This window comes from Actinomadura sp. NAK00032, assembly GCF_013364275.1.
GTDB lineage: Bacteria > Actinomycetota > Actinomycetes > Streptosporangiales > Streptosporangiaceae > Spirillospora.
The window spans coordinates 3,022,794-3,047,584 of sequence record NZ_CP054932.1 but is presented as its reverse complement, the minus strand read 5'-3'; the positions used below and the strand labels follow the sequence as shown (position 1 = coordinate 3,047,584).

The following is a 24,791-nucleotide window of genomic DNA, read 5'->3' as shown; positions in this document are numbered from 1 at the left end:
CCCGGCCGGGGGTTCCGGGTCGCCGTCCCGCCGGGTAGACCCTTCCCCATGGGCGAACTGGTGCTGGTGCGGCACGGGGAGACGGAGTGGAGCCGGGCGCGGCGGCACACGGGGCTGACGGACGTCCCGCTGACCGCGCGGGGCGAGGAGCAGGCGCGGTCGCTGCACGGGGCGCTGAAGGAGCGCCGGATCGCGCTGGCGCTCGTCAGCCCGGCGCAACGCGCGCGGCGGACGGCGGAGCTGGCCGGGCTCGCGGCGGCCGAGACCGACCCCGGCCTGTGGGAGTGGGACTACGGCGGCTACGAGGGGATCACCACGGCGGAGATCCGCGAAGGCCGGCCCGGCTGGTTCCTGTGGGACGACGGGGTGGTCCCCGGCGACGCCGCCCATCCGGGCGAGACCGTCGAGCAGGTCGGCGCGCGGGCGGACGCGGTGCTGGCCAGGGCGGTGCCGGCGCTCGCGGACGGCGACGTGGCCCTCGTCGCGCACGGCCACTTCCTGCGGGTGCTGACGGCGCGGCGGCTCGGCCTGGAGCCCGCCCTCGGCCGGCTGTTCGCGCTCGGCACCGGGACCCTGTCGGCGCTCGGCACCGAGCACGGCCGGCCGGTCGTCAGCGCCTGGAACGTCCCGGCGCCGTAGTCCCCGCCAGCGCATAAGGTACCTGTTGGGGGATGTCCCCCAGGGGTACCCGGGCGTGCGCCCTCGGAAGATTGCGGAGGACGGTAATGGCGACCAGCGAGACCCCCACCCGCGGGTACACCGCCACCAAGGACCAGCTGCAGACCCGGCTCGCCCGGATCGAGGGCCAGGTGCGCGGCATCGACCGGATGGTCGAGGACGACCGCTACTGCATCGACATCCTGACCCAGATCAGCGCCGTCCAGGCCGCGCTGGACAAGGTGGCGCTCGGCCTGCTGGACGGGCACGTCCGGCACTGCGTGGCCGAGGGCGCCGAGGAGGGCAAGGGCGAGGCGATGTCGACCGAGCTGATGGCGGCCGTCGGGCGGCTCATGCGCCGCGGCTGATCACGGGCCCGGGCGGTGGCCGCCCGGGCACCCGCACTCCTCGGCGTGCTCACCGGCGTCCTCGCCCGCTCCGGCCGCCGGGCCGTGCGCCTCCAGGTTCTCGACGAGGACGCGCCAGCCGTGCAGGAAGGCCGCCCGGTCGGCCGGGGCGAGCGCCTCCAGCGTCGCCCGCAGCGGGCTCAGCCGGCGCCGGGCGAACCGCTCGACCACCGCGCGGTGCGGCTCCCCGAGGCTGACGATCATGCGCCGGCGGTCCCGCTCGTCCGGGCGCCGCTCGACGAAGCCGCCGCGCTGCAGCTCCCCGACGAGCTGGCTGACCGTGGCGGGGCTGAGCGCCATGCGCCGGGCGAGGACGCCCACGGGCGCCGGGCCGTGCAGGACGAGGTGCATCAGCACGGGCACGTGCCGGGGGCCGAGCCCGGCCGCCCGCACCCGCTCGATGAGGTCGTCCACCGCGCCGTGCCCGCCCTTCATCCCGCGCACCATCCGGGTGATGAGCTGGACCATCGTCTCCAGGTCGGCGTCGATCGGCGCGTCGGTGGAGAAGCGATCCTCGGACATACCTTGAAGTTCAACATATTTCGTGATGCACTGCAAAACGTTGAACTTCAAGGTGTTTCACATCTTGTGCTCGGGGGACTCGGGGGAACCGGACCTTCAGGCAAGGGGGACGACCATGGCCGAAAGCCCGTCCACCAAGGTGGCCCCGCCGGGCAGTCCCGGCGGCGAACGGCTCGACCGGCAGACCATCGTGCTCGGCCTCGTGATCGTGGCCGGCACCGTGATGGCGATCCTGGACACCACCATCGTCAACGTCGCGCTGGAGACGCTCGGGCGCGACTTCGCCACCGACCTGTCCACCATCCAGTGGGTCATCACCGGCTACCTGCTGGCCATGGGCAGCGTCATCCCGCTCACCGGCTGGGCCGTCGACAGGTTCGGCGGGCGGCGCGTGTGGCTGACCTCGATCGTGCTGTTCGTGACCGGGTCGGTGCTGTCCGGCGCGGCCTGGGACATCGGGTCGCTGATCGTCTTCCGGGTGGTGCAGGGGCTCGGCGGCGGCATGCTGATGCCGACCGGCATGGCCATCCTGACGATGGCGGCCGGGCCGCGCCGGCTCGGCCGGATCATGAGCATCGTCGGCGTCCCGATGCTGCTCGGGCCCGTCCTCGGCCCGGTGCTCGGCGGCTGGCTGGTCGAGGACGTCGACTGGCGCTGGATCTTCTTCGTGAACGTGCCGGTCGGCCTGCTGGCCTTCACGCTGGCCTGGTGGAGGGTGCCGCACGGCCACGGCGGGCGCGGCGAGTCGGCGCTCGACCTGCGCGGGCTGGCGCTGCTGCCGCCGGGGTTCGCGCTGCTGATCTACGGGCTGTCCACCGCGAGCAGCGAGGGCGGCTTCGGCAACGCCACCACGATCGGCTGGCTCGCCGCCGGCGCCGTCCTGGTGGCGCTGTTCGTCCTGCACAGCCTGCGGCGCCGCGAGCGCTCGCTGATCGACGTGCGGCTGTTCGCCGACCGGACGTTCGCCACCGCGTCCGTCGCGGTCTTCCTCGTCGGCATCGCGCTGATGGGCTCGATGCTGCTGATCCCGCTCTTCTACCAGACCGCGCACGGCGAGGGCGCCTTCGCGGCGGGCCTGCTGCTGGCCCCGCAGGGCGTCGGCGCGGCGGTCGCGATGCCGCTGGCCGGGGTGGTCACCGACCGGTTCGGGGCCGGGCGCATCGTCCCGGTCGGCATCGTGCTGCTGGTGCTCGGCACCGTCCCGTTCGCGCTGGTGGAGGCGGGCACGTCCTACTGGCTGCTCGGCGGCGCGCTCGTCGTGCGGGGGCTCGGCCTCGGCTGCACGATGATGCCGACGATGTCGGCGGCGCTCACGACGCTGCGCCGCGAGGCGGTGTCGCGGGCCAGCAGCTCGCTGAACATCATCATGCAGCTCGGCGGGTCGGTCGGGACCGCGCTGCTGGCCGTCATCCTATCCCGCGAGATCAGCGACCGGATCCCGCAGGCCGGCGGAGGCGGCGGGGGCGGCGGCGTCGGCGCGATCCCCGAGCAGGTCCGCGAGCGGCTCGCGCCGCAGCTGGCCGACGCGTTCGGCAGCACGTTCTGGGTCGCGCTGATCCTCACCGCGCTGCTGATCGTCCCGGCGCTGCTGCTGCCGCGCCACGGCGCCCATGCGGACGACGACGCGGAGCAGGACCGCGCGGGCGCGCCGCCGCCCATGGGCTGACGCCCCGCCCGCCGGTCAGGACGCGATCGACCAGGTGGCCAGGCCGGCCTCGTGCTCGCGCGTGAGCCGCTTGGCCCGGCGGGCGTCCGGCGAGTACCGGTACCGCTCCGGGACGACGTGCGAGGTGCGGTACAGGCCCTTCAGCGTCAGCGTCGCCGCCAGGTCGGACGTCGGCAGCCCCGGCAGCCCGTACATGCGGCGGGCCCAGCGCGGCAGCGTCGCGACGGTCAGCGTGCCGATCGCGGGCGCCGCGAGCTTCAGCGGCAGCAGGTTCCGCGGGACGGCCGGGCTGAACATCCGGCGCAGCCCCTCGCGGGCCTCCCGGCACGCCCAGATCCGCCGCCGCATCCCCGCGTAGTAGTCGCGCATCTCCGCGACCGTGGCGGGCACGTCCGCCGGGTCGAGCCCGACGACGGCGGCGGCGCGGCGCTGCTCGTCCACGAAGGTGTCGGCCTCCTCGGCGGTCAGCGGCACGCCGGCGCGGCGCGCCACATCGAGGTAGGAGTCGACCTCGCCGAGGTGGACCCAGAGCAGGTTCTCCGGATCGTCGATCGGGAACGTCTCGCCGGTGCGCATGTCGAGCCCGGTCAGCCGGGAGTGCAGCCGGCGGACGCGGCGGCCCACCCGCTCGACCTCCTCCTCCGTCCCGTAGGTGCGGACGCGGACGAACTCGACCGTCCGGGTCAGCCGCGCCCACGCGGCGGCGGGGTCCATGAGCTCGGAGTTCTGCGCGGTCCCCCACATGGAGCGCGGATGCAGGGCCTGCAGCAGCAGCGCCCGGATCCCGCCGACGAGCAGCACCGGCTCGCCCATGACCCGCCAGGTCACCGAGCCCGGCCCGAACAGCCCGTGGTCGGCTCCCACCTCGCTCAGTTCGCGCACATCGACCGCCTCTCCGTCCCGCCGCGACCCGGGGCACGCCCCCGGCCAGGGTAAACAAGAACTTACCCTGCCATGGCGCAGGTCACACGGTCCAGCGGGTCAGTCGTCGGCGGGGTCCTCCACGGCGTCGTCGCGCGCGCCGGGCTCGGTCTGCTCGGTGATCCAGGCGAGGTAGTCCATGCTGCCCGCCACCACCGGGGTCGCGATGATCTCCGGGGTGTCGTAGGAGTGCCCCTCGGTGATCAGGGAGGCCAGCTCGTCGAAGCGGTCGGCGGAGGTCTTGAACAGCACCATCCACTCCTCCGCCGACTCGATCTCGCCCTCCCACCAGTAGGTGCTCGCGATCGGGCCGACCAGCTGGGCGCAGGCGGCGAGCCGCTCGGCGACCGCCGACCGCGCCAGCTCGGCGGCCTCGGCGCGGGAGTCGGTCGCGGTCGTCACCTGCACGTAAGAGTGCGCCATGGCACGACTCCTTCCCGCTCGCCGCCCGCGCACGCCCCGCGTCGCCGCCGCACGGCGGTCACCGGTGCGGTCACCGGTGCGGTCACCGGTGCGGTCACTGGTGCGGTCACCGGGCGGGCCGGACGACCAGCGCGCTGCCGCCGCCCCGCCGCGCCGGCTCCGCCACGGCCTGCACGAGGCCGGGCCGCAGGAACTCCAGCCCCGTCGCGGCGCCGATCACGCCCGCCGGCGGGCCGGGGAACGCCTCCAGGCGGTGCCCCCGCGCGGCGAGGTCGCGGCCGTACCGGTCGATGAACGCGGGCTCGGCGTAGACGTGGGGGGTGTTGCGCTGCGTCGCGCGGGGCGCGCCCAGGGCGGCGGGCAGGTCCATGCCGAGGTCGATGCGGTTGACCAGGATCTGCAGCACGGTCGTGATGATCGTCGACCCGCCGGGCGTGCCGAGCGCGAGCCTCGGCCGGCCGTCCTTGAGCACGAGCGTCGGGGACATGCTGCTGCGCGGGCGCTTGCGCGGGCCGGGCAGGTTCGGGTCGGGCGCCCGGCCCGGCGCGGGCGGCTGGAAGGAGAAGTCGGTCAGCTCGTTGTTGAGCAGGAACCCCCGGCCCGGGACGGTGATGCCGCTGCCGCCGAACTGCTCGATCGACACCGTGTAGGACGCGACGTTCCCCCACTTGTCGGCGGTGACGAGGTGGGTGGTCTGCGGGCCCTCGAACGCCAGCGCGCGGGTCTGCGTGCCGGGCGGGACGCACGGCTCGTAGCTCCCGTCCGGCGAGCCGGGCGCGACGGGCGCGGGCGCGGCCCGGTCCGGCGCGATCAGGCAGGCGCGCTCGCGGGCGAACCCGGCCGACAGCAGCTCCTCCAGCGGCACGTCGACCTTGTCGGCGTCGCCCACGTAGCGGCCGCGGTCGGCGTAGGCGAGCTTGGACGCCTCCAGGTAGTAGTGCAGGGCGGTGACGGGGTCGCGGGCGTCGAGGCGGAAGTTGCCCAGGATGTTGAGCGCCTCTCCCACCGTGGAGCCGCCGGACGACGACGGCGGCATGCCGTACACGTCCATCCCCCGGTAGGGGACGCGGGTGGGCCGGCGCAGCACGGCGCGGTAGGCGGCGAGGTCGCCGGGCTCCATCAGCCCGGGGCGCACGGTGCGGCCCGAGGCGGGGTCGACGGGCGGCCGCGCGACGGTCCGGGCGATCTCCCGGCCGAGCGCGCCCTCGTAGAACCAGTCCGTGCCGCGCTTCGCCAGCTGCCGGTAGGTGTCGGCGAGGTCGGGGTTGCGGAACACCGAGCCGACCTCGGGCACCTTGCCGCCGGGCAGGAACAGCCTGCGGGTGGGGACGATGTCGCGGAAGCGCGCCTCGTTGACCGCCGTCTGGTCGTGGAACTCCCGGTCGACGACGAAGCCCCGGTCGGCGAGCCGGATCGCCGGGCGCAGCAGGGCGCCGAGGTCGCGGCTGCCGAACCGGCGCAGCGCGAGGTCCCACTGGGCGAGGGTGCCGGGCACGCCGACGCCGAGCCCGCTGGTGACGGCCTGGTCGAACGGGAGCGGCTTGCCCGTCGCCGGGTCGATGAAGGAGTCCGCCCGCATCCGCTTCGGCGCGAACTCGCGGCCGTCGATGGCGTGGACGCGGCGCGTGCGGGCGTCGTAGTAGGTGATGTAGCCGCCGCCGCCGATCGCGGACACGTACGGCTCGGTGACGCCGAGCGCGGCGCCGGCGGCGACGGCCGCGTCCATCGCGTTGCCGCCGTGCTTCAGGACGCCCAGGGCCGCCTTGCTGGCGTCGAGGTCGACGGTCGACACGGCGCCGCCGTAGCCGGTGGCGACGGGCTGCTTGACCGGCTGCCGCGGGGGCCCGGCGTGCGGGCCCGGCGCGGGCACGGGCGCGGCGACGGCGGCGGCGGCCGGCACGGTCAGCGCCGCGGCGGCGGTCAGCACCGCGGTGAGCGCGGCCGTGAGCGGCGTACGGCGCCGGACGCGCACGCGCCGCGGGGGATCGGACGGCTGGGCGGGGTCGGACGGCTTCGAGGGCGATGGGGAGCGGAACACCGGACCTCCAGTCGAACGCGGCGTCCCTACGGTGCCACCGATCTTCACCGGATGCCACCGTCCGCACCGGCCGACCCCGGACGCGGCGCCGGGAGAAAGATCGTAAGCGCTTTCCGTCCTGGGAAAACGGGCCGATTGACAACGGAACGGTCCATTGGAAAGGGATTCGGTAATCGGGTGCGAGCGCGCGTGCGCCGCCACGGCACGTCGCGGACCTGCGGTTTGGCAGGATGCGACAACGACGAGACGACAACCGACCCGGCCAAAACGTTGCGATTATCCTCATACGTGGTGAATTCTTAGGGACTTCAACAAGCCATCACCTCGCGAACAGCGGCGCGGGTTCAGCACCCCGGCCCGGCCCCCCGGCCGGCGGGACAACCTAGGACCTGGGACATGCGCATGCGCAACAACATGTTCCGCCGGCTGCCGGTGGAACAGGCCACCGGCCGGCTCTACGGCGGGCGGCACCGGCTCCGCGTGGTCTACCGGACCCGCGACCTCGTCGTGCTCGGCCTCGGCGTGATGATCGGCTCCGGCATCTTCAAGATCGCCGGTGAGCAGGCCAGCTCGACCGCCGGCCCCGGCGTGCTCGTGTCGTTCCTCATCGCGGGCGGCGTCTGCGTGCTGGCCGCGCTGGCGTTCGCGGAGCTGTCCTCGATCATCCCGGTGGCGGGCAGCGCCTACTCCTTCAGCTACGTCGCGTTCGGCGAGGTCTGGGCGTGGGTCGTCGGCTGGTCGCTGATCATGGAGCTGCTGCTGGCGGCGTCGGTGCTCGCGCGGGTGTGGTCGCTCTACGCCACGCAGGCGCTGCAGGACTTCGGGGTGCCGATCCCGGGCGCGCTCGGCGACCTGATCGGCCAGGTGAAGGGGCCGGACGTGCTGGCCCTCGGCATCCTGCTGCTGGTCGTGCTGCTGCTCGCGACCGGCAGCCGGCTGAGCCTGAAGACGCTGTGGTACATGGTGCTGGCCAAGGTCATCGTGATCGGGCTCGTCATCGCCACCTGCCTGAAGTTCTTCGACGCCGGCAACCTCACCCCGTTCGTCCCGCCCGCGAGGCCCGCCCCGGAGGGCGACCAGACGGTGCTGGACGCGGTGCTCGGCGCGTTCGGCGGCGGCACCCCGCACGTGTTCGGCGTCTGGGGGCTGTTCGCGGCGGCGCCCGCCATCGCGTTCGCCTACATCGGCTTCGACCTCATCGCGACCGCCTCGGAGGAGACCGACGACGCGCCCCGCAAGGTGCCGCGCGGCATCCTCACCGCCCTGGTCACCGCGATCGTGCTGTACGCGGCGGTGGCGATCGCCCTGGTCGGCATGGTCGGGATGGACGGCTTCGCCAAGCTCGACCCGGACAAGCTGCTGCTCGCCGCCGCGTTCGACGGGGCCGGCGCGGGCGCGATGGGCAAGATCGTCGATGTCGGCGCGGTGCTCGCGCTGACCACCGTCATCCTGGTGGTGACGATCAGCCTGACCCGGGTGGTGTTCTCGATGGCCCGGGACGGGCTGCTGCCGCGCCCGCTCGCCGCGATGAGCCGCTACAAGGTGCCCTCCCGCGCCACGCTGCTCGCCGGCGGCGCGGCGGTGGTCATGTCGCAGACCATCGACGTGCTGACGCTGGAGCAGCTCGTCGTGATCGGCACGCTGTTCGCCTTCCTGTTCGTCGCCGCCGCGGTCCTCGCGCTGCGCCACTCCCAGCCCGACCTGCACCGGCCGTTCCGGATGCCGGCGGCGCCGCTGGTGGTGATCGTGACGATCCTCGCGGTCGGCTGGCTGATGCTGAACCTCAAGGTCGAGACCTGGGCGTACTTCGCGGTCTGGATGGCGGTCGGCCTCGTGCTGTACCTGCTCTACGGGCGCCGCAAGAGCCAGATGAAGCTGCTGCTGGACGCGCCGCCGGACCGCTCGGCCGCCGCCACGCTGGGCGCCGCGCCGCCGCCCGGGGCGCTGCCGCCGGGCGTGGTCCCGGCCGGCCTGGCCGAGCCCGTCCCGTACGAGAGCGGGCCCTACGGGGCCCCGTACGAGCCCGGCGCCCGGCGGCCCGGGGCGCCGGAGAGCCCCTACCCGACCGGCCGGTACTCGACCGCGCGGCAGCCGGGCGGCCAGTTCTCCCGGGACCCGCACCCGGCCGGGGGGCGCCCGCCCGAGCGGTACGACCGGGACGACCTCGCGCGGCCGTCCGGTCCGCACCCCGCGGGGCCGTACGGTCCCGGGCAGCCCGGCGATCCGTTCGGCACCGACCCCGACCCGTACGCGTCCGGCCCCTACCGGCCCGGACCGTACCGGCCCGGACCGTACCGCCCCGCCGACCACGGGGAGCAGGACGAGTACAGGGAGCAGGACGGGGAGCCACCGGGCGGCCGGCACCGCCGCTGACTTCTTCTTTGTGAAGTTCCGCCGAACGCAGCGGGCGCCGCCCCCCTCGCGGGGGACGGCGCCCGTTTCGCATGGGCGGCGCCCGCGCTGGACAACGGGACGCGTCCGGGTTATGTTCTTCTCAGTACGAGATGAACTCACTCTGAGACTTACTCACTCGGAGACCGACGAGAGGCCCGCGGATGACCGCCCCGGAACCGAGCCGCGGTGAGGACGCCTTCCTCGCCGACTACGACCCGCGCGACTACGACCCGGTCGCCGTGACGGTGGACGTGGTCGCGCTGACCATCCGGGACGGCGCCCTGCACGTCCTGCTGGTCCGGCGCGGGCACCCCCCGTACGCGGGCATGTGGGCGCTGCCGGGCGGGTTCGTCCAGGCGGGCGGGCCGCTGCAGGGCGCCGACGCCGAGGACCTGTCCGACGCGGCCGTGCGCGAGCTGGCCGAGGAGACCGGGCTCAGCGCCAAGGGCGGCGCGCTCGGCCGCGTGCACCTGGAGCAGCTCGGCACCTACGGCTCCCCCGGCCGCGACCCGCGGATGCGCATCATCTCCGTCGCCTACCTGGCGTTCGCGCCGGAGCTGCCCGACCCCGAGGCCGGCGGCGACGCGGCCGACGCGGCGTGGGTCCCGGTGGACGCGCTGGGCCTGACCGAGTCCGGCGACCAGCGCCCCGGCACCACCCGCAGGCTGGCGTTCGACCACGCGCGGATCCTCGCCGACGGCCTGGAGCGGGCGCGCGGGAAGCTGGAGTACACCCCGCTCGCGACGGCGTTCTGCGGCGGCGAGTTCACGGTCCCGGAGCTGCGCGCGGTCTACGAGGCGGTGTGGGGCGAGGAGCTGCACGCCGGCAACTTCCACCGGAAGGTCCTGTCGGTGCCCGGCTTCGTGGAGAGCACCGGCGCGACGTCCGACCGGGGCGGCCGGCGCGGCGGGCCCCGCCCCCGGCTCTACCGGGCGGGCGACGCCCGCCTCCTGCACCCCGCCCTGCTGCGGCCCAGCAGGGAGGAGGAGATCAGATGACCGGGACCCTGGACGACGCGCTGGCGCGGCTGGACCGGGCGCGCGTCCCGGCCGACCTGTTCGGCGCGGACGAGGCGGAGGCGGCGCGGCGCTACCGGGCGCTGGCGCGGCTCGTCCACCCGGACGCGACCGGCGGCCGCACCCGCGAGGCGTTCATCCGGCTGAACGACCTCTGGCGCGCCCACCGCCGCACCGGCACGACCCTGATCAGCACCCGCCGCCACGCGTACCGGCTGCACGGCGACCCGATCGGCGGCGACCTCGCGGAGCTGTACCCCGCCCGCACCGGGACCGGCCGCGAGGTGCTGCTGAAGATGCCCCGCGACCCGCGCGACGGCGACCTGATCGAGCGGGAGGCGGTGGCGCTCCGCCGGCTCCCCGAGGACGGCGACGGAAAGTTCCTGCCGTACGTCCCGCGCCTGGTCGAGTCGTTCCGGCACCGGGACGCGGCCACCGGCACCCAGCGGCAGGTCAACGTGATCGCCGCGCTGGACGGGTTCCGCACTCTGGCCGAGGTCGGGGCGGCGCTCCCCGGCGGCGTCGACCCGCGCGACGCCGCATGGATGTGGCGGCGGCTGCTCGTCGGGCTCGGGTTCGCGCACCGCGCGGGCGTGCTGCACGGCGCGGTGCTGCCCGAGCACGTGCTGATCCACCCGCAGGAGCACGGCCTGGTCCTGGTCGGCTGGTGCCACGCGGTGCCCGGCTGCTACGCGCACGTCGACGGCTCGGGCCGCGTCCCCGCGATGGTCGGCCGGTACGCCGACTGGTACCCGCCGGAGGTGCCGGGACGGCGCCCGGCGAGCCCCGCCACCGACATCTTCATGGCCACCCGGTGCATGACCCGCCTGATGGGCGGCAAGGCGCCCCCGGCGATGCGCTCGTTCGCGCGCGGCTGCACGCTGCCCGCGCAGAACCGGCGCCCGTCCGACGCCTGGCGGCTGCTGGCCGAGCTGGACGAGCTGCTGGAGCGGCTCTACGGCCCGCGGCGCTTCCGCCCGTTCCACCTGCCCACCCCTCGCTGAAGGAGACCGCCATGGGAAGCGGACACTGGTCCACCGACGTCTACGCCGCCCGCGCGAGCTACCGCGCGTCCACCGGCGCGAGCGCGTTCGCCTACTCCGACGGCGGCGCCACCGCCGTCCACCCCGACCTCGACCCGGCCGGCGTGGCCGTCCGGGAGAGCCGGGACTCCGCCGACCACCCCGAGTCGCTCGCGATCGGCGTGCTGTTCGACGTGACCGGGTCGATGGGGACGGTGCCCCGGACGCTGCAGACCAAGCTCCCCGACCTGCTCGGGCTGCTGCTGCGCAAGGGCTACGTCGAGCACCCGCACATCCTGTTCGGCGCGGTCGGCGACGCCACCTGCGACCGGGCGCCGCTGCAGATCGGCCAGTTCGAGGCCGACAACCGGATGGACGACGACCTCGGCAAGATCCTGCTCGAAGGCGGGGGCGGCGGCCAGATGCGCGAATCGTACGAGCTGGCGATGTACTTCATGGCCCGGCACACCGCGATCGACTGCTTCGACAAGCGCGGGAAGCGCGGCTACCTGTTCATGATCGGCGACGAGCTGGCCTACCCGAAGGCGAAGCGGCGCGAGATCGCCAAGGTCATCGGCGGGGAGCCGGACGAGGACGTCCCGGTCGCCGCGATCGTCCGGGAGCTGCGGCGCAGGTACGACGTGTACTTCATCATCCCCGAGGGGGCCTACCACTCCGGCAGCCGGGAGCTGGCGGACTTCTGGCGGGGGCTCCTCGGCCAGAACGTCCTCTACCTGGACGACCTCGACGCGGTGTGCGAGACGATCGCGCTGACCATCGGGCTCGCCGAAGAGGCCATCGGCCTCGACGAGGGCCTGGAGCACCTCGCGGAGGCCGGGTCGGACGCCGGCGCGTCGGTGTCGCGGGCCCTCGCCCCGCTGGAGGCGTCCCGCGCGCCGGTCGCGGTGTCGGCCGCGCCGCCCGGGCTGGACGCCGCGGGGCCGTCGGCGACGACCCGGCTCTGACCTCGTGGACCAGGTGCCCATGGACCATGTGATCGTCGTCGACCTCGGCTTCGGGGACGCGGGCAAGGGCACGGTCGTCGACCACCTCTGCGCGACCCGCCCCGTGGACGTGGTCGTCCGGTTCAACGGCGGCGCGCAGGCGGCGCACAACGTCGTCGCGGGCGACGGGCGGCACCACACGTTCGCCCAGTTCGGCTCGGGGACGTTCACGCCGGGCGTGCGCACGCACCTGTCGCGGTTCATGCTGACCGACCCGCTCGCCCTCGCCGCCGAGGCCGCCCACCTGCGGTCCCTCGGCGTCGGCGACGCGCTCGACCGGCTCACCGTCGACCGGGACGCGCCGCTGACGACGCCGTACCACCGGGCCGCCAACCGGGCGCGGGAGACCGCGCGCGGCGCGGCCCGGCACGGGTCCTGCGGCATGGGCATCGGCGAGACGGCGTCCTACGCGCTCGCGCACGCCGACGCGCCCCGCGCGGGCGACTGCCTGGCGCCCGCGCGGCTGCGGCGCCGGCTCGCCGCCGTCCGCGACTGGTACCGCGACGCGTTCCCCGGCGGCCCGGACGTCCCGGACGTGGACGCCTGCGCCGACGCCTTCGCCGCGTTCGGGGAGCGGGTCGCGATCGTCGGCGGCGATCACCTGCGCGGCCTGCTGCGCGGCGGCACGGCCGTGTTCGAAGGGGCGCAGGGCGTCCTGCTGGACGAGTGGCACGGCTTCCACCCGTACACGACCTGGTCGACGACGACGTTCGCCAACGCCGAGACGCTGCTGGACGAGGCCGGCGCGTCCGCCGCGCGGCTCGGGGTGCTGCGCGCGTACGCGACCCGGCACGGGCCGGGGCCGTTCGTCACCGAGGACCCGGCGCTGACCGCCGCCCTCCCCGACCGGCACAACGGCACGGGCCCGTGGCAGGGCGCGTTCCGCGTCGGCCACCTCGACACCGTCGCGCTCCGGTACGCGCTGGACGCGGCGGGCGGCGCGGACGGCCTGGCGGTCACGCATCTGGACGTCGCGGGGGCGCGTCCCGACCTGCGTGCCGCCGTCGCCTACGAGATCGACGGCGCGCGGGTCGGGCGGCTGGAGGCCGGGCCGCCCGACCTGGACCGCCAGGCCGCCCTCACCCGCCGCCTCCTGCGGGCCCGCCCCGTCTACGCGCCGCTCGGCGACCCCGTCGCGACGGTCGAGGACGCGCTCGGGACGCCCGTCGTGCTGCGCTCCTACGGGCCGACCTCGGCCGCCAAACGGGCCGCCGAACGGGATGGCCACCTTCGGACGCCCCTTGACCTCGGCGTCCGGTGAGACCAAGATCCCGCTACACGCCGCGATCATCCGGAGGTGGACGTGCGTCTCCCCCAGCGCACCCTGGCGGCCCTCGCGGCGGTCGCCGCGGCCCTCGCCCTGCTGACCGTCCCGCCGGCGCCGCCCGCGGCGGCCGGGACGGGCGACGGCTGCGACCCGATCGACCCCGCCGCCTGCCTGCTGCCGTTCCCGAGCGACTGGTACACGGTGCCGGACGGCGGCACCGCCACGGGCCGCCGCGTCCACCTGCGGACGACCATCAAGAACGCGCTGGGGCTGCCCGTGGCGCCCGCCGAGTGGAACCGCGCGGACGGCTTCTCCCCCGGCTCCCCGCTGCTCGCCCGGGTGCCCGGCCTCGACCCGGCCCGCACCGGGGCCGCGCCGATCACCGACATCGGCGCGTCGCTGCGCGCGGACGCCCCGATCGTCATCGTGGACACCGCGACCGGCGAGCGCTGGCCGTACTGGGCGGAACTGGACGCGAACGCGCCCGGCGACCGCAAGGCGCTGATCGTCCGTCCGGCGAAGAACTTCCGCGAAGGCCACCATTACGCCGTCGCGCTGCGGAACCTGCGCGACGCGTCCGGGAACCCGATCGGGCCGAATGCGGCGTTCGCCAAGATCCTGGGGCCGGGCCTGCCGTCCGGCGACCCGCTCGCCGCGCGGCAGCGGGCCGCGAACAAGACCCTCGCCGCGCTCCAGGCGAACGGTGTGAGCCGCGACGGCCTCTACCTCGCCTGGGACTTCACCGTCGCGAGCCGGCAGAGCCTCGCCGGCCCGGTACTGCACATTCGCGACGAGGCGCTCCGCAAGCTCGGCGACCGGTCCCCCTCGTTCCTCGTGACGCAGGTGACCGACGGCGTCGACGACAAGATCGCCCGCGAGGTGAAGGGGGTCGTCTGGGCGCCGAGCTACCTCGACCAGTACGGCGGCCTGCCCGGCGCGTCCCTGCACCGGGGGCGGGACGGGCAGCCCTCGCAGCTGCCCGGCAACTCCCAGGCCGTCCCGTTCCAGTGTGAGATCCCGAAGTCGGCGCTCACCGACCCGGCCCGGCCCGCCCTCTACGGGCACGGGCTCCTCGGCAGCGAGGGCGAGGTCGACGCGGGCAACGTCAAGGCGATGGCGGCCGAGCACGGGTTCGTGTTCTGCGCCACCAAGTGGATCGGCATGGCGGACGAGGACGTCCCCAACGTCGTCACCGCCCTCGCCGACCTCACCCGCTTCCGGACGGTCGCCGACCGCCTCCAGCAGAGCCTGCTGAACTTCACCTTCCTCGGCCGCGCCATGACCCGCGGATTCGCCGGCCACAAGGCGTTCCAGAACGGCGCGGGCGAGCCGGTGATCGCCCCTGGGGCCGCGCTGACCTACGACGGCAACAGCCAGGGCGGCATCATGGGCGGCGCGCTCACCGCCGTGTCCCCCGACATCCGCCGCGCCGTCCTCGGCGTCCCCGCGATGAACTACAGCACGCTGCTGAACCGCAGCGCCGACTTCCCGCAGTACGCGCAGGTCCTCGACCTGTTCTACCCGGACAAGCTCGACCAGCAGATCGGCCTGGCGCTGATCCAGATGCTGTGGGACCGCGGCGAGGCCAACGGCTACGCCCAGCACATGACCGGTGACCCGCTGCCCGGCACGCCGGAGCACCGGGTGCTGATGCACGTGGCGTTCGGCGACCACCAGGTGGCGCCCGTGGCCGCCGAGGTCGAGGCCCGCACGATCGGCGCCCGCGTACACGCGCCGACCGTCCGGCCGGGCCGCAGCCCCGACAAGGTGCCGTACTGGGGCATCCCGGCCTTCGGCTCGTCCTACGACGGCTCCGCGATGGTCGTCTGGGACAGCGGATCTCCGGTGCCGCCGCTGACGAACACCCCGCCCACCGAGGGCCGCGACCCGCACTCCGACCCGCGCAACAACGCCGACGCGCGGCGCCAGAAGGCGGAGTTCCTGAAGACCGGCACGGTGGTGGACGTGTGCGGAGGCGGACCCTGCGTCATCACCCCCTGACCCCCACCTGAGAAAATCGGGGCATGCTCCAGGTCTGCCCGAACGGACCGCGGACGGACGGCGTGCCGGTCTCCGCGGCGGAGGTCGCCGCCGCGGTCCGCGCCGCCGTCGACGTGGGCGCCGAGGACGTGCACGTGCACCCGAAGGACGACGCCGGAGCCGACACCCTGGACCCGTTCCACGTCGCCGAGACCGTCACCGCCGTCCGCACGGCCACCCCGGCGGTCAAGATCGGCGTCACCACCGGCGAGTGGACGGCCCCCGACCCGGCCGAGCGCGCCGCGCTGATCCGCGCGTGGACCGTCCTGCCCGACCACGCGTCGGTGAACTTCCACGAGGACGGGGCCGGCCTGGTCGCCGAGGCGCTGTTCGAGCGGGGCGTCGCCGTCGAGGCGGGCGTCTTCTCCGGCACCGACGGCGCCGACCGGTTCCTGCGCTGGCCGCACGCCCACCACGTGCTGCGGATCCTCGCCGAGGTCACCGACACCGACCCGGCGACCGCCATCGGCACCGCCAAGGCGCTCCTGCACGCCCTCGGGACCCGCCACTCCCGGCCCATCCTGCTGCACGGCGAGGACGGCGGCGCCTGGCCGGTGCTGCGCCTCGCCGTCCGGCACAACCTCGACGTCCGGATCGGGCTGGAGGACACGCTCACCCTCCCGGACGGCTCCCCCGCCGGCGACAACGCCGTCCTGGTGCAGACGGCCCGCGCCCTCCTCATGCCCTGACGGGTCAGGAGCGGGGGTTGTGGCCCGCGGAGTCGAGCCGGGCCCAGTCGGCCTCCCACATCGCGTCGCGGTGCCGGTCGCAGCGGCGCCGGACGAGGGCGTAGGCGCACAGCACCGGGATCGCGCAGCCGAGGACGGCGGCGGCGCCCGCGTACACGGCGTCGGTCACCGTGCGGCTGTGCGGGCGCGGGCGCACCGTCGGCTCGGCGTCGCCGTCGACCCAGATCGTCCGGTGCGCGCCCACCTTGGCGTTCTTCCACGCCGGCAGCGTCCCGACATGGGGCTTGCCGTTCGCCCCCGGCCAGCTCGCCTGGACCGTCTCGTGGATGTAGCGGTCGCCCGACGAGCCGACGCCGCCGGTCGAGGTGACGGTCGCGACCACCTGGTGCCGGTTCGCGCGCTCGGCGTTCTCCGCGTCCATGCCGGCGCCGTAGGACCACGACGCGGCCAGCGCCGCCGCCGGCGGCCCGGTCCCGAGCAGCAGCAGGAGCAGCCCCAGCGCGACCAGCCGCTGCACGCGGTCCACCCGGCGGCGCAGCGCGTTGCGCTCCAGCCCGAGCCGGCGGCGCAGCCTCACCACCGGCGTGCTCGCGCGGCGGATGCCTGACCCGCGCATCTGCGTTCACCTCCCCGGGGATCGCCCTCCCGGCAAGAGGCCCTCAGCCTTTAGCCTTCTTTACCGAGGATATTCCCGAGTTCGTTGATCGGCACATCGCCGGTGGCCGAATCATTTCCCGTATCCCGCCCGATATGCCGCGTTGATGACCGATTTAGGCCATCGTCCGGACCGGTCGCCCCCTGCGGCGGCCCGCTCCGCCCCACCGTCAGCGCCAGCAGCGCCCCGAGAACGCACATCCCGGCGGTGATCCAGAAGATCTCCTGGTACTCGGTGCGCAGCGCGTCCCGCAGCGCCGCGTTGTAGACCTCCATCTGCCGGGCGAACTCGTCCTTCGACATCAGGAACGGCAGCGGCGGCTTCAGATCGGCCGTCAGCGCGTGGAACCGGTAGAAGCCCCAGCCCGACAGCGCCGAGACCCCGAGCAGCATCCCCATCATCCGCGCGACCACCACCGCCGCCGACGCGACACCGTGCTGCGCCGCCGGGACGAACGCCAGCACCGCCGACGACACCGGCGCGATCACCAGGCCGAGGCCGAGCCCCGTCACCACCAGATCGACGTCCATCCGCGGGAGCGGCCCGTACGACGCGCTCGCGAGGTCCGCCGGCCAGCCCGCGATCAGCAGGTAGCCCACCGCCGACACCGCCATGCCCGCCGCCATCGGCCAGCGCTCCCCCACCCGCCGCGCGAGCAGCCCCCCGGCCACCGCCGCGACCGGCAGCGCCACCAGGAACCGCGTCAGCAGCAGCGCGCCCTCCGTGGTGTCCTTGTGCAGGACGGTCTGCGCCACCAGGACCACGTCCACCAGCGTCACCATCAGCGCCGCGCCCGACAGCAGGCTCACGCCCAGCGTCGCCAGCAGCGGCCCGCGCCGCACCCCCGACAGGTCCAGCAGCCGCGTCCGCGACCTGACCTCCCACAGGACGAACACCGCCAGCACCACCGCGCCCGCCGCCAGCGCCGCGAGCCCCCACGACGGCAGCGCCGACTCCTGCGGCTCCGGGTTGTAGACCGCCGCGACCAGCAGCCCGAGACCCAGCGCCAGCAGCAGGCCGCCGACCACGTCCACCCGCGGCCGCAGCCCCTCCCCGCGCCCGCCCGGCACCGCGACCTGCACCGCGACCATCGCCACCACCACCAGCGGCACGTTGATCCAGAAGATCGCCCGCCAGTCCAGCACCGCCGCGATCCCCGCCCCGTACAGCGGGCCCAGCACGCTCCCCAGCTCCTGCGCGGCCCCCACCGCGCCGAGCACCACCGGCCGCTGGCGCTCCTCCCACAAGTCCCCGGCCAGCGCCATCGTCACCGGCAGCAGCGCACCGCCCGCGACGCCCTGCACCACCCGGCCCGCCGTCAGCACCGGGACGTCCCCCGCCAGCGCCGTCACGACCGACCCCACCGCGAAGAACACCAGGCACGCCTGCAGCAGCGGCCGCCGCCCGAACCGGTCCGACAACTGCCCGAGCAGCGGCATCGCCGCCACATACCCCAGCAGGAACCCCGTCAGGACCGGCGTCACCCGCTCCAGCCGGTTGATCGGGACCCCGACGTCCTTCACCATCGGCACCAGGACCGTCGTCACCACGTAGGCGTCCAGCGCGGCCAGCAGCACCACCGCGCCGCCCGCCCCGATCGCGACCCGGCGCCGCACCCTCACCCCGGCCGCCCTACTTCGGCGCGCTGATCTTGTACGGGGCGTCGAACTCGGTGAACGCGATCACCACCGCGCCGCCGTCCGGGAACTTCCCGCGCACCTTCACCAGCCGGTGATCCGCCCTGCTCACCCACACCTGGCCGTCCATGTCCGCGTTGATCCCCGGGATCAGCCCCGCGATCTGCGCCTTCGGCAGCTTCGCGCCCACCCGGTACGCCTCCGCGCCGTCCACCTTCTCCACCGCCTGCGGCTCCGGCGACGCCGCCGACGTCAGCAGCATCGGGATCCCCCGCTGCGGATCCAGCACCGCCGACGGGTCGTACACGCTCGCCGCCAGCGCCTTCGGCAGCTTCCGCCAGCCGCCCGTCCCCGCGTCCAGGAAGATGCTGTCCCCCGCCGCGACGACCTTCATCTCCACGTTCTGGCCCGACTGCTCGATCGTCAGCGTGCCCTCCGCGTCCCCGCTCCGCAGCAGCTTCATATCGCCGCCCTTCACGATGACCGGCGTCTTCCCCTCCGACTCCAGCGTGAACCCGACGCTCTTCAACGCCCCCATCGCCCGCGCCGCCTCCCGCAGCGTCCCCGCCGCGTCGAACTGCGCCTTCTTCCCCGGCTCCTCCGACCCGCCATCGCACGCGCCGGTGAACACCAGCGCCAGCAGAACCGGGACAAGGGCGAACATGCGTCTCGACATACGCGGGACCCTACCGACCGGTCACCACGGCCGTCACTCGCCTCCGGGTATGACATCGACCCGCCGAAAGGAGGACATCACCACGCCCGCCGCCCCCCGCCGCCGCTAAGATTGCACCCGGCAAAACCCCCACCGTCACCCGGGGGAACGGCCTCGGGGCGGTAGCTCAGCTGGTCAGAGCAGAAGACTCATAATCTTCCGGTCGCGGGTTCGAGTCCCGCCCGCCCTACAGAGGTGGGAGAGGTGTGCCCGCGGAGGGCTCGGGCCGGGCCTCTTTCGCAATGCCTTCCCGGGGGGCGACCCCCGGACCCCCGATGTGGGGGCTCCGCCCCCACGCCCCCTTGTGGCTGAGGTCCGCGCGGGGTGTTTGGGGCTTCGCCCCTCGCCCCCTTGTGGCTGGGGTCAGTGCGGTGTTTTTGGGGCTTCGCCCCTTGCCCCCTTGTGGCTCGGGTTAGGCGGGCCAGGTGGGGTGGCGTTTTTCTAGGAAGGACCTCATGCCCTCTTGGGCCTCTGGGGTCTGGCTGGAGGCGGCCATTACCTCGATGGCGTAGGTGTAGGCGTCTTGTTCTGGGCGGTCCAGTTGGGCGTACATGGCCTGTTTGCCCAGGGCCTTGCTTCTTGGGCTGCCCTGGGTTGCTCTGGTGAGTAGGTCTCGGGTCGTTTTGTCTAGGTCCTCGGTGGGGACGGCGTAGTTGATCAAGCCCCAGTCGGCTGCGGTGGTGGCGTCGATGATCTCGCCCGTCAGGGCCATCTCGGCGGCTCGTTTGCGGCCTATGTTGTGGGAGATCGCCACCAGGGGGGTGTGGCAGAACCAGCCGCCCTTGCCGCCGGGGGCGGCGAAGCCGGCGCTCTCGGCGGCCACGGCCAGGTCGCAGCTCGCCACCAGCTGGCAGCCGGCGGCGGTCGCCAGGCCGTGCACGCGGGCCACGACCACCTGCGGGACGGACTGGATCGTCCGCATCAGGTCCGTGCAGACCTGGAGCAGGTCGCGGACGTCGGCGTGGGACGCCCCGGCCATGTCGGCGAAGTCGTGGCCGGCGGAGAAGACCGGGCCGTTCGCGGCCAGGATCACCCCGCGGGCGTCCGTTGTCCCGACGTGGTCGAACGCTTCGGTCAGGTCCTTGAGGAACGCCTTCGAGAGGGCGTTGCGGCGGCGGGGGCGGTTCATCGTGATGGTGGTGAACGGGCCTTCGCGCTGAACCAGGACGTCATTGTCATCGCTCATGACATCGACGTTATGTCAGACCCGCGTCGTACGGTGGGCGGGTCCGAGGACCGAGGGGGTATGGCCTTGAAGCTGCTCACCGCTACCAACGCCTGCCAGGGATTGCGCGACAACGACTTCGACTGGTGCGTCGAAGGGGAACTGGTGCACATCGGGCTCGTGTGCGCCCGCGACCGGGGCGACCCCGACGGCGGCTGCGGGTGCGGCCGCTCGTTCGCCGGGCTCAACTCGCACCGGGCCACGACGACCGCGATGGTCCGGGAGGTCCCCGGGTTCACCGAGGCCGACTACGTGATGGCCGTCCGGTCCAGCCTTGAGCAGCAGGGCTGCGACCCCTCGTTCGCCGAGCACGAGGCCGCGCTGCTGCGGTGCCTCGTGCGCGACTGGCCGGTGGGGGTGATCGTCGAGCGGCGGCTGGATGAGATCGTGGTGAGGCAGGTCGTCCAGCCTTGATGGAGGTGCACGATGCTCGTCGCGTTCTCGGTGACGCCGCTCGGAGCGGGTGAGGAGGTCGGCGCACTCGTCGCCGAGGCGGTCCGGGTGGTGCGCGAGAGCGGCCTCCCCAACCGGACCGACGCCATGTTCACCACGATCGAGGGCGAGTGGGACGAGGTCATGGACGTGGTGAAGCGTGCCACGGACGCCGTGGCGGCGCGCGCGCCGCGGGTCTCGCTCGTGGTGAAGGCCGACATCAGGCCCGGGGTCACGGGCGCCCTCGACGCCAAGGTCGCCTCCGTGGAGCGGCACCTCAGCCGTTGAGCCAGTCCTGGATGTCGTCGTCCGTGGGCGGCAGCAGGCACCACAGCGCCTCCTCCTCCGAGGCGCACAGCGGGGCGCTCAGGCCGAAGAGGCGGAGCAGCCTGGCCGTGAACGGGTTCGCGCCCACCAGGGCCAGGGCCGTCCCCTCGGCCTCGCAGACGCGGGCGCACTGGTGGACCATGCGCAGGCCGTCCACGTCGATGAACGTGAGCCCGGACAGGTCGAGCACGAGCGGGCGGTGGGCCAGTGCCCGCAGCCGCGGCCGGACGTCGGAGCACGAGGCCCGATCCAGCTCTCCGGACAGGAGGGCCGTGGTGTGGCGGTCGCCCTCGATGACGACCAGATCGGCGACGCTCATGACGCCATGATGGTGGGCGCCGCGGCCTCCCGTCAGGTGAAGCAGGCGCTTACGCCGTTCTCGCCGCCGCGGGAGAAGCCGCGCAGCCGCTGGACGGCCGTGCCGTGGTCGCCGGGCCTGGTCCACGGGGCGTCGTCGCCGATGACCTGGAACGCCTCCACGAGCTCCTGCTCGTCGCCGTCCTCGAACCGCAGCGTCCCGTCGTCGGACGAGCCGTACAGGACCGCGCCCGCCAGGCAGTCGGCCTGGAGTTCGGCGGCGGGCGACACCAGGCCGCGGCGGAGCCGCGCCTGGATCGCGTGGCCCCACTCGTGCGCGATCACCAGGTACACCCACGCGTCGCCGCGCGCGTAGCCCGAGCGCATGAGGTGCGCGTCCCAGGCCACGTAGTCGCCGTCCGGGCAGTAGGCGGCGTTGTCGCGCGTCAGGCGCTCGTCGCCGCAGAGCGGGGCGGAGTTCCGGTCGCGGCCGTCGTAGAGGCCGACGACCCGCGGTGAGCCGTAGGAGCCGGTGAACAGCTCCCGCCAGTGGCGGCGCCAGTAGTCGTCGGTCGTCTCCTCGGCGGTGCGCAGGTCCTCCTGGAATCCCGCCTCGTCGAACGTGCTCGGCGGGCGCCGCGATTGGGCGGGTGCCACGGCGGCGGCGCCCGGCGGGCGCACCTGGAACTGGCACGCCGTCGTCAGCGCGAGCACCGCCGCGGCGGCCGCTCCGGTGCGCCTCAACTCCCTCATACCGGGACATACGCATGAGGGCGCGCGGAGGGTCGAACTGTGCTCGCCGCACAACCCGAACGACTTTCGGTTGGACTCCCGCCACGTCTTGCCCCGGGCCCGTAGACGCAGGTCGGCGGCCCGTGCTGGGCTGCCCGCCACACGAACTTCGGGAGGGGCGAATGGCGAACGGGACCCTCGTGGTCCGCGATCTGTCGGTGAGCTACGGGCGGGCCGTACGGGCCCTGCGCGGCGTGTCGCTGGACGTCCCGGCGGGCTCGGTCACGGCCGTGCTCGGCGCGAACGGGGCCGGCAAGACCACGCTGCTGCGGGCGATCTCCGGCACGCTCCCGTTCCACCGGGGGGCGGTGGACACCGGCGCGGTCCGGCTCGGCGACCGGTCCCTCATCGGGCTGCACCCGGCCACCGTGGTGGCGGCCGGGGTGGTGCAGGTCCCGGAGGGGCGGCGGGTGTTCGGCCGGCTCAGCGTGGAGGACAACCTGCGGGCGGGCGCGCTCGGGGCGCCCGGCCGCGCCGCCGCGGCCAAGGCGCACGGGCGGGTGCTGGAGCTGTTCCCGGTGCTCGCCGAGCGGGCCCGGCAGCGGGCCGGGCTGCTGTCCGGCGGCGAGCAGCAGATGCTCGCGATCGGGCGGGCGCTGATGGCGTGCCCGTCGGTGCTGCTGCTGGACGAGCCCACGCTCGGCCTCGCGCCGCTGATGGCCGAGCGGATCGCCGAGACCGTCCGGGAGATCAACCTCCAGGGCACGGCGATCCTGCTGATCGAGCAGAACGCGGCGCTGGCGCTGGAGCTGTCGTCGTCCGCGCACGTGCTGGAGGTCGGCGCGGTCGCGCTGCACGGGCCGTCGGCGGAGCTGGCCGCGAGCGACGAGGTCCGGCGGCGCTACCTCGGCGTCGGCGGCGAGGACGACGGCGGCGGGGACGAGACCGTGCCGCCCCCATCGCTGGAGCGGTGGGTCGGATGAGCGAACTCGTGGTGGAGGGGCTCACCGTGCGGTTCGCCGGGCTGACCGCGCTGGACGGGGTCGGGTTCAGCGTGGCGGAGGGCAGTGTCCACGCGGTCATCGGGCCCAACGGGGCGGGCAAGTCGACGTGCTTCAACGTGCTGTCCGGGGTGTACCGGGCGAGCGGGGGCAGCGTCCGGTTCGGCGGGGCGGAGCTGACCGCGCTGCCGCCGCACCGCATCGCGGGGCTCGGCGTGGCCCGGACGTTCCAGAACATCGCGCTGTCGCGGCACCTGACCGTCGAGGACAACCTGATGCTCGGGCGGCACCGGCTCACCCGGGCCGGGTTCGCGTCGGCGGGGCTGCGGCTGCCGCGGGCGCGCCGCGAGGACGCCCGGCACCGGGCGCGGGTCCGCGACATCGCCCGGTTCGTGGGGGTCGCGGAGCACCTGGCGGCGCCGGTGGGGCTGCTGTCCTACGGCGTCCAGAAGCGGGTCGAGCTGGCGCGGGCGCTGGCGATGGAGCCCCGGCTGCTGCTCCTGGACGAGCCGGTCGCCGGGATGAACGGCGCCGAGCGGCGGCGGATGGCCGGCGTCATCGGCCGGGTCCGCGCCGACCTCGGCGTCTCCGTCCTGCTGGTCGAGCACGACATGGGGATGGTCATGCGGCTGGCCGACGAGGTCACCGTCCTGGACTTCGGCAAGCGCATCGCGGGTGGCGCGCCCGAGGCGGTGCAGCGGGACCCGGCCGTGGTCCGCGCCTACCTCGGCGCGGCGCACGTCCCCGCGGATTCGGAGGGAAACCCTTGAGCACGTTCATCGAGCTGGTGGTCAACGGGGTCTCGGCGGGGTCGGTGTACGCGCTGATCGCCCTCGGCTTCGTGATCATCTTCAAGGCCACCGAGGTGGTCAACTTCGCGCACGCGTCGCTGCTGCTCGCGGGCGGCTACGTGACGGCGGTCCTGCACGACGACATCGGCTTCCTGCCGGCGCTCGGCGCGGGCATCGCCGGGGCGGCGGCCGCGGGCGTGCTGGTGGAGCTGGTGGTGCTGCGCCGGGCCCGGGTGGAGAACCACGCGGTGCTCGCGATCGTCACGATCGGCGTCGACATCGTGCTGACGACGGCGCTGACGCGGGAGATCGGCACGCAGGTGCTGTCGATGGGCGACCCCTGGCAGAACAAGATCGTGGACGTGGCGGGCGTCGGCATCGCGCAGACCCGCATCGCCGCGTTCGCCGTCGCGTCCGTGCTGATCGCGGCGTTCCTGCTGGCGTTCCGCTACACCTCGTGGGGCGTGGCGATGCGGGCGGCGGCCGAGGACGGGGAGACGGCGGCGCTGATGGGCGTCCGGCTGTCGCGGGTCTCGCTGGCCGCGTGGGCGATCGCGGGCGCGCTGGCGGCGGTCGCGGCGCTGTTCCTGACCGTGTTCCCCACGCCGGGGCTGGACCGCAGCACCTCGTTCGCCGCGATGAAGGCGTTCCCGGCCGCGATCCTCGGCGGGCTCGACTCGACGACAGGCGCGCTCGCCGGGGGCCTCATCGTCGGGCTGACCGAGTCGCTGGCGACCGGCTACCAGGGCGACCTCGCGTTCATGGGGCGCGGCATCGGCGAGGTGGCGCCGTTCCTGGTGATGCTCGCCGTGCTGCTGATCCGGCCGGCGGGCCTGTTCGGGACAAGGGAGCTGTCGCGTGTCTGAGCGTCCGCTGCGCCTGGCTGGGGCGGCCGGGGGCCTCCTCGTGCTGC

At 74.3% G+C, this 24,791-nt stretch carries 25 protein-coding genes and 1 tRNA gene; 16 read left to right on the top strand and 10 right to left on the bottom strand.

All coding sequences use genetic code 11. The features are described 5' to 3' along the window. Window positions 1-48: 48 nt before the first annotated feature. Entirely contained in the window at window positions 49-639 is a 591-nt protein-coding gene (locus HUT06_RS14320; RefSeq protein ID WP_176196177.1) for a histidine phosphatase family protein, read from the top strand. Between the two features lie 86 nt (window positions 640-725). Continuing rightward, window positions 726-1,025, top strand: a complete 300-nt coding sequence (locus HUT06_RS14315; protein WP_176196176.1) for a metal-sensitive transcriptional regulator — start codon at window positions 726-728, stop codon at window positions 1,023-1,025. Here HUT06_RS14315 and HUT06_RS14310 read toward each other — a convergent pair whose 3' ends face one another. After that, window positions 1,026-1,586: a MarR family winged helix-turn-helix transcriptional regulator gene (locus HUT06_RS14310; RefSeq protein ID WP_254715173.1), complete on the bottom strand. Its 561-nt coding sequence runs from the start codon at window positions 1,584-1,586 to the stop codon at window positions 1,026-1,028. A gap of 115 nt (window positions 1,587-1,701) precedes the next feature. On the opposite strand from HUT06_RS14310, the gene HUT06_RS14305 reads away from it, so the two are divergent. Then, complete coding sequence (locus tag HUT06_RS14305; RefSeq protein ID WP_176196175.1) at window positions 1,702-3,252, top strand: DHA2 family efflux MFS transporter permease subunit; 1,551 nt, start codon at window positions 1,702-1,704, stop codon at window positions 3,250-3,252. A 15-nt stretch (window positions 3,253-3,267) separates the two neighbouring features. Here HUT06_RS14305 and HUT06_RS14300 read toward each other — a convergent pair whose 3' ends face one another. The 3 genes from HUT06_RS14300 to ggt form a co-directional block, all read right to left on the bottom strand. Next, a complete protein-coding gene (locus HUT06_RS14300; RefSeq protein ID WP_254715172.1) occupies window positions 3,268-4,134 on the bottom strand; it encodes an oxygenase MpaB family protein in 867 nt (288 codons plus the stop codon). Window positions 4,135-4,233: 99 nt separating this feature from the next. Next, window positions 4,234-4,596: a divalent-cation tolerance protein CutA gene (gene cutA / locus HUT06_RS14295; RefSeq protein ID WP_176196174.1), complete on the bottom strand. Its 363-nt coding sequence runs from the start codon at window positions 4,594-4,596 to the stop codon at window positions 4,234-4,236. A gap of 106 nt (window positions 4,597-4,702) precedes the next feature. Next, window positions 4,703-6,634, bottom strand: a complete 1,932-nt coding sequence (ggt, locus tag HUT06_RS14290; protein ID WP_254715171.1) for a gamma-glutamyltransferase — start codon at window positions 6,632-6,634, stop codon at window positions 4,703-4,705. Between the two features lie 396 nt (window positions 6,635-7,030). On the opposite strand from ggt, the gene HUT06_RS14285 reads away from it, so the two are divergent. The 7 genes from HUT06_RS14285 to HUT06_RS14255 all read left to right on the top strand — a co-directional run bounded on the left by HUT06_RS14285 (window position 7,031) and on the right by HUT06_RS14255 (window position 16,066). After that, a complete protein-coding gene (locus HUT06_RS14285) occupies window positions 7,031-9,007 on the top strand; it encodes an APC family permease (RefSeq protein ID WP_254715170.1) in 1,977 nt (658 codons plus the stop codon). A 182-nt stretch (window positions 9,008-9,189) separates the two neighbouring features. Then, the gene (locus HUT06_RS14280) at window positions 9,190-10,026 is read left to right on the top strand and encodes an NUDIX domain-containing protein (protein WP_176196173.1); all 837 of its coding nucleotides are present in this window, start codon (window positions 9,190-9,192) and stop codon (window positions 10,024-10,026) included. Beyond that, the gene (locus HUT06_RS14275) at window positions 10,023-11,048 is read left to right on the top strand and encodes a protein kinase family protein (protein WP_176196172.1); all 1,026 of its coding nucleotides are present in this window, start codon (window positions 10,023-10,025) and stop codon (window positions 11,046-11,048) included. Before HUT06_RS14280 ends, HUT06_RS14275 begins: the two co-directional genes overlap by 4 nt. Window positions 11,049-11,059: 11 nt before the next feature. Next, window positions 11,060-12,031 carry a hypothetical protein gene (locus HUT06_RS14270; RefSeq protein WP_176196171.1) on the top strand — a complete coding sequence of 324 codons (972 nt, stop codon included), beginning with the start codon at window positions 11,060-11,062 and terminating at the stop codon, window positions 12,029-12,031. 19 nt (window positions 12,032-12,050) lie between these two features. Beyond that, window positions 12,051-13,331 carry an adenylosuccinate synthetase gene (locus tag HUT06_RS14265; RefSeq protein ID WP_176196170.1) on the top strand — a complete coding sequence of 427 codons (1,281 nt, stop codon included), beginning with the start codon at window positions 12,051-12,053 and terminating at the stop codon, window positions 13,329-13,331. Between the two features lie 36 nt (window positions 13,332-13,367). Next, window positions 13,368-15,338 (top strand): hypothetical protein, encoded by a 1,971-nt coding sequence (locus tag HUT06_RS14260; RefSeq protein WP_254715169.1) that lies wholly within the window; start codon window positions 13,368-13,370, stop codon window positions 15,336-15,338. 23 nt (window positions 15,339-15,361) lie between these two features. Then, window positions 15,362-16,066 (top strand): 3-keto-5-aminohexanoate cleavage protein, encoded by a 705-nt coding sequence (locus HUT06_RS14255; RefSeq protein WP_176196169.1) that lies wholly within the window; start codon window positions 15,362-15,364, stop codon window positions 16,064-16,066. A gap of 4 nt (window positions 16,067-16,070) precedes the next feature. Here HUT06_RS14255 and HUT06_RS14250 read toward each other — a convergent pair whose 3' ends face one another. Genes HUT06_RS14250 through HUT06_RS14240 form a run of 3 tightly spaced genes read right to left on the bottom strand, consistent with a single transcriptional unit; the run spans window position 16,071 to window position 19,034 of the window. Continuing rightward, on the bottom strand, window positions 16,071-16,682 hold the full coding sequence (locus HUT06_RS14250; protein ID WP_176196168.1) for a hypothetical protein: 612 nt from the start codon (window positions 16,680-16,682) through the stop codon (window positions 16,071-16,073). A gap of 50 nt (window positions 16,683-16,732) precedes the next feature. Next, window positions 16,733-18,343, bottom strand: coding sequence for an MFS transporter (locus HUT06_RS14245; protein WP_176196167.1), 1,611 nt, complete (start codon window positions 18,341-18,343; stop codon window positions 16,733-16,735). Window positions 18,344-18,353: 10 nt separating this feature from the next. Further along, a complete protein-coding gene (locus HUT06_RS14240; RefSeq protein WP_176196166.1) occupies window positions 18,354-19,034 on the bottom strand; it encodes an LppX_LprAFG lipoprotein in 681 nt (226 codons plus the stop codon). A 155-nt stretch (window positions 19,035-19,189) separates the two neighbouring features. On the opposite strand from HUT06_RS14240, the gene HUT06_RS14235 reads away from it, so the two are divergent. After that, window positions 19,190-19,263: transfer RNA gene (locus HUT06_RS14235), tRNA-Ile, on the top strand. Window positions 19,264-19,485: 222 nt separating this feature from the next. On the opposite strand, the gene HUT06_RS14230 is transcribed toward HUT06_RS14235, so the two are convergent. Continuing rightward, entirely contained in the window at window positions 19,486-20,259 is a 774-nt protein-coding gene (locus HUT06_RS14230) for an enoyl-CoA hydratase-related protein (protein ID WP_176196165.1), read from the bottom strand. Between the two features lie 60 nt (window positions 20,260-20,319). On the opposite strand from HUT06_RS14230, the gene HUT06_RS14225 reads away from it, so the two are divergent. Then, window positions 20,320-20,712: a hypothetical protein gene (locus HUT06_RS14225; protein ID WP_176196164.1), complete on the top strand. Its 393-nt coding sequence runs from the start codon at window positions 20,320-20,322 to the stop codon at window positions 20,710-20,712. Between the two features lie 12 nt (window positions 20,713-20,724). After that, window positions 20,725-21,018 carry an MTH1187 family thiamine-binding protein gene (locus HUT06_RS14220; protein ID WP_176196163.1) on the top strand — a complete coding sequence of 98 codons (294 nt, stop codon included), beginning with the start codon at window positions 20,725-20,727 and terminating at the stop codon, window positions 21,016-21,018. On the opposite strand, the gene HUT06_RS14215 is transcribed toward HUT06_RS14220, so the two are convergent. Then, window positions 21,008-21,376, bottom strand: coding sequence for an STAS domain-containing protein (locus HUT06_RS14215; RefSeq protein WP_176196162.1), 369 nt, complete (start codon window positions 21,374-21,376; stop codon window positions 21,008-21,010). The genes HUT06_RS14220 and HUT06_RS14215 overlap by 11 nt on opposite strands. 32 nt (window positions 21,377-21,408) lie before the next feature. Continuing rightward, the gene (locus HUT06_RS14210; RefSeq protein WP_176196161.1) at window positions 21,409-22,107 is read right to left on the bottom strand and encodes a neutral zinc metallopeptidase; all 699 of its coding nucleotides are present in this window, start codon (window positions 22,105-22,107) and stop codon (window positions 21,409-21,411) included. 161 nt (window positions 22,108-22,268) lie between these two features. Between HUT06_RS14210 and HUT06_RS14205 the strand changes: the two genes are divergently transcribed. Genes HUT06_RS14205 through HUT06_RS14195 form a run of 3 tightly spaced genes read left to right on the top strand, consistent with a single transcriptional unit; the run spans window position 22,269 to window position 24,744 of the window. Next, complete coding sequence (locus tag HUT06_RS14205) at window positions 22,269-23,069, top strand: ABC transporter ATP-binding protein (protein WP_176196160.1); 801 nt, start codon at window positions 22,269-22,271, stop codon at window positions 23,067-23,069. Next, the gene (locus tag HUT06_RS14200) at window positions 23,066-23,857 is read left to right on the top strand and encodes an ABC transporter ATP-binding protein (protein ID WP_176196159.1); all 792 of its coding nucleotides are present in this window, start codon (window positions 23,066-23,068) and stop codon (window positions 23,855-23,857) included. The genes HUT06_RS14205 and HUT06_RS14200 overlap by 4 nt, the downstream gene beginning before the upstream one ends. Further along, window positions 23,854-24,744 carry a branched-chain amino acid ABC transporter permease gene (locus HUT06_RS14195; protein ID WP_176196158.1) on the top strand — a complete coding sequence of 297 codons (891 nt, stop codon included), beginning with the start codon at window positions 23,854-23,856 and terminating at the stop codon, window positions 24,742-24,744. Before HUT06_RS14200 ends, HUT06_RS14195 begins: the two co-directional genes overlap by 4 nt. The last annotated feature ends 47 nt before the right edge of the window (window positions 24,745-24,791 follow it).

What these genes read in the sequence shown, in the direction of transcription:
- HUT06_RS14220 (WP_176196163.1), top strand. Translation starts at nt 20,725, where the DNA reads ATGCTCGTCGCGTTCTCGGTGACGCCGCTCGGAGCGGGTGAGGAGGTC.
- HUT06_RS14205 (WP_176196160.1), top strand. Translation starts at nt 22,269, where the DNA reads ATGGCGAACGGGACCCTCGTGGTCCGCGATCTGTCGGTGAGCTACGGG.
- HUT06_RS14270 (WP_176196171.1), top strand. Translation starts at nt 11,060, where the DNA reads ATGGGAAGCGGACACTGGTCCACCGACGTCTACGCCGCCCGCGCGAGC.
- HUT06_RS14225 (WP_176196164.1), top strand. Translation starts at nt 20,320, where the DNA reads ATGGCCTTGAAGCTGCTCACCGCTACCAACGCCTGCCAGGGATTGCGC.
- HUT06_RS14210 (WP_176196161.1), bottom strand. Translation starts at nt 22,107, where the DNA reads ATGAGGGAGTTGAGGCGCACCGGAGCGGCCGCCGCGGCGGTGCTCGCG.
- HUT06_RS14320 (WP_176196177.1), top strand. Translation starts at nt 49, where the DNA reads ATGGGCGAACTGGTGCTGGTGCGGCACGGGGAGACGGAGTGGAGCCGG.
- HUT06_RS14280 (WP_176196173.1), top strand. Translation starts at nt 9,190, where the DNA reads ATGACCGCCCCGGAACCGAGCCGCGGTGAGGACGCCTTCCTCGCCGAC.
- HUT06_RS14305 (WP_176196175.1), top strand. Translation starts at nt 1,702, where the DNA reads ATGGCCGAAAGCCCGTCCACCAAGGTGGCCCCGCCGGGCAGTCCCGGC.
- HUT06_RS14285 (WP_254715170.1), top strand. Translation starts at nt 7,031, where the DNA reads ATGCGCATGCGCAACAACATGTTCCGCCGGCTGCCGGTGGAACAGGCC.
- HUT06_RS14250 (WP_176196168.1), bottom strand. Translation starts at nt 16,682, where the DNA reads ATGCGCGGGTCAGGCATCCGCCGCGCGAGCACGCCGGTGGTGAGGCTG.
- HUT06_RS14240 (WP_176196166.1), bottom strand. Translation starts at nt 19,034, where the DNA reads ATGTCGAGACGCATGTTCGCCCTTGTCCCGGTTCTGCTGGCGCTGGTG.
- HUT06_RS14265 (WP_176196170.1), top strand. Translation starts at nt 12,051, where the DNA reads ATGGACCATGTGATCGTCGTCGACCTCGGCTTCGGGGACGCGGGCAAG.
- HUT06_RS14200 (WP_176196159.1), top strand. Translation starts at nt 23,066, where the DNA reads ATGAGCGAACTCGTGGTGGAGGGGCTCACCGTGCGGTTCGCCGGGCTG.
- HUT06_RS14275 (WP_176196172.1), top strand. Translation starts at nt 10,023, where the DNA reads ATGACCGGGACCCTGGACGACGCGCTGGCGCGGCTGGACCGGGCGCGC.
- cutA (WP_176196174.1), bottom strand. Translation starts at nt 4,596, where the DNA reads ATGGCGCACTCTTACGTGCAGGTGACGACCGCGACCGACTCCCGCGCC.
- HUT06_RS14310 (WP_254715173.1), bottom strand. Translation starts at nt 1,586, where the DNA reads ATGTCCGAGGATCGCTTCTCCACCGACGCGCCGATCGACGCCGACCTG.
- HUT06_RS14215 (WP_176196162.1), bottom strand. Translation starts at nt 21,376, where the DNA reads ATGAGCGTCGCCGATCTGGTCGTCATCGAGGGCGACCGCCACACCACG.
- HUT06_RS14255 (WP_176196169.1), top strand. Translation starts at nt 15,362, where the DNA reads ATGCTCCAGGTCTGCCCGAACGGACCGCGGACGGACGGCGTGCCGGTC.
- HUT06_RS14230 (WP_176196165.1), bottom strand. Translation starts at nt 20,259, where the DNA reads ATGAGCGATGACAATGACGTCCTGGTTCAGCGCGAAGGCCCGTTCACC.
- HUT06_RS14315 (WP_176196176.1), top strand. Translation starts at nt 726, where the DNA reads ATGGCGACCAGCGAGACCCCCACCCGCGGGTACACCGCCACCAAGGAC.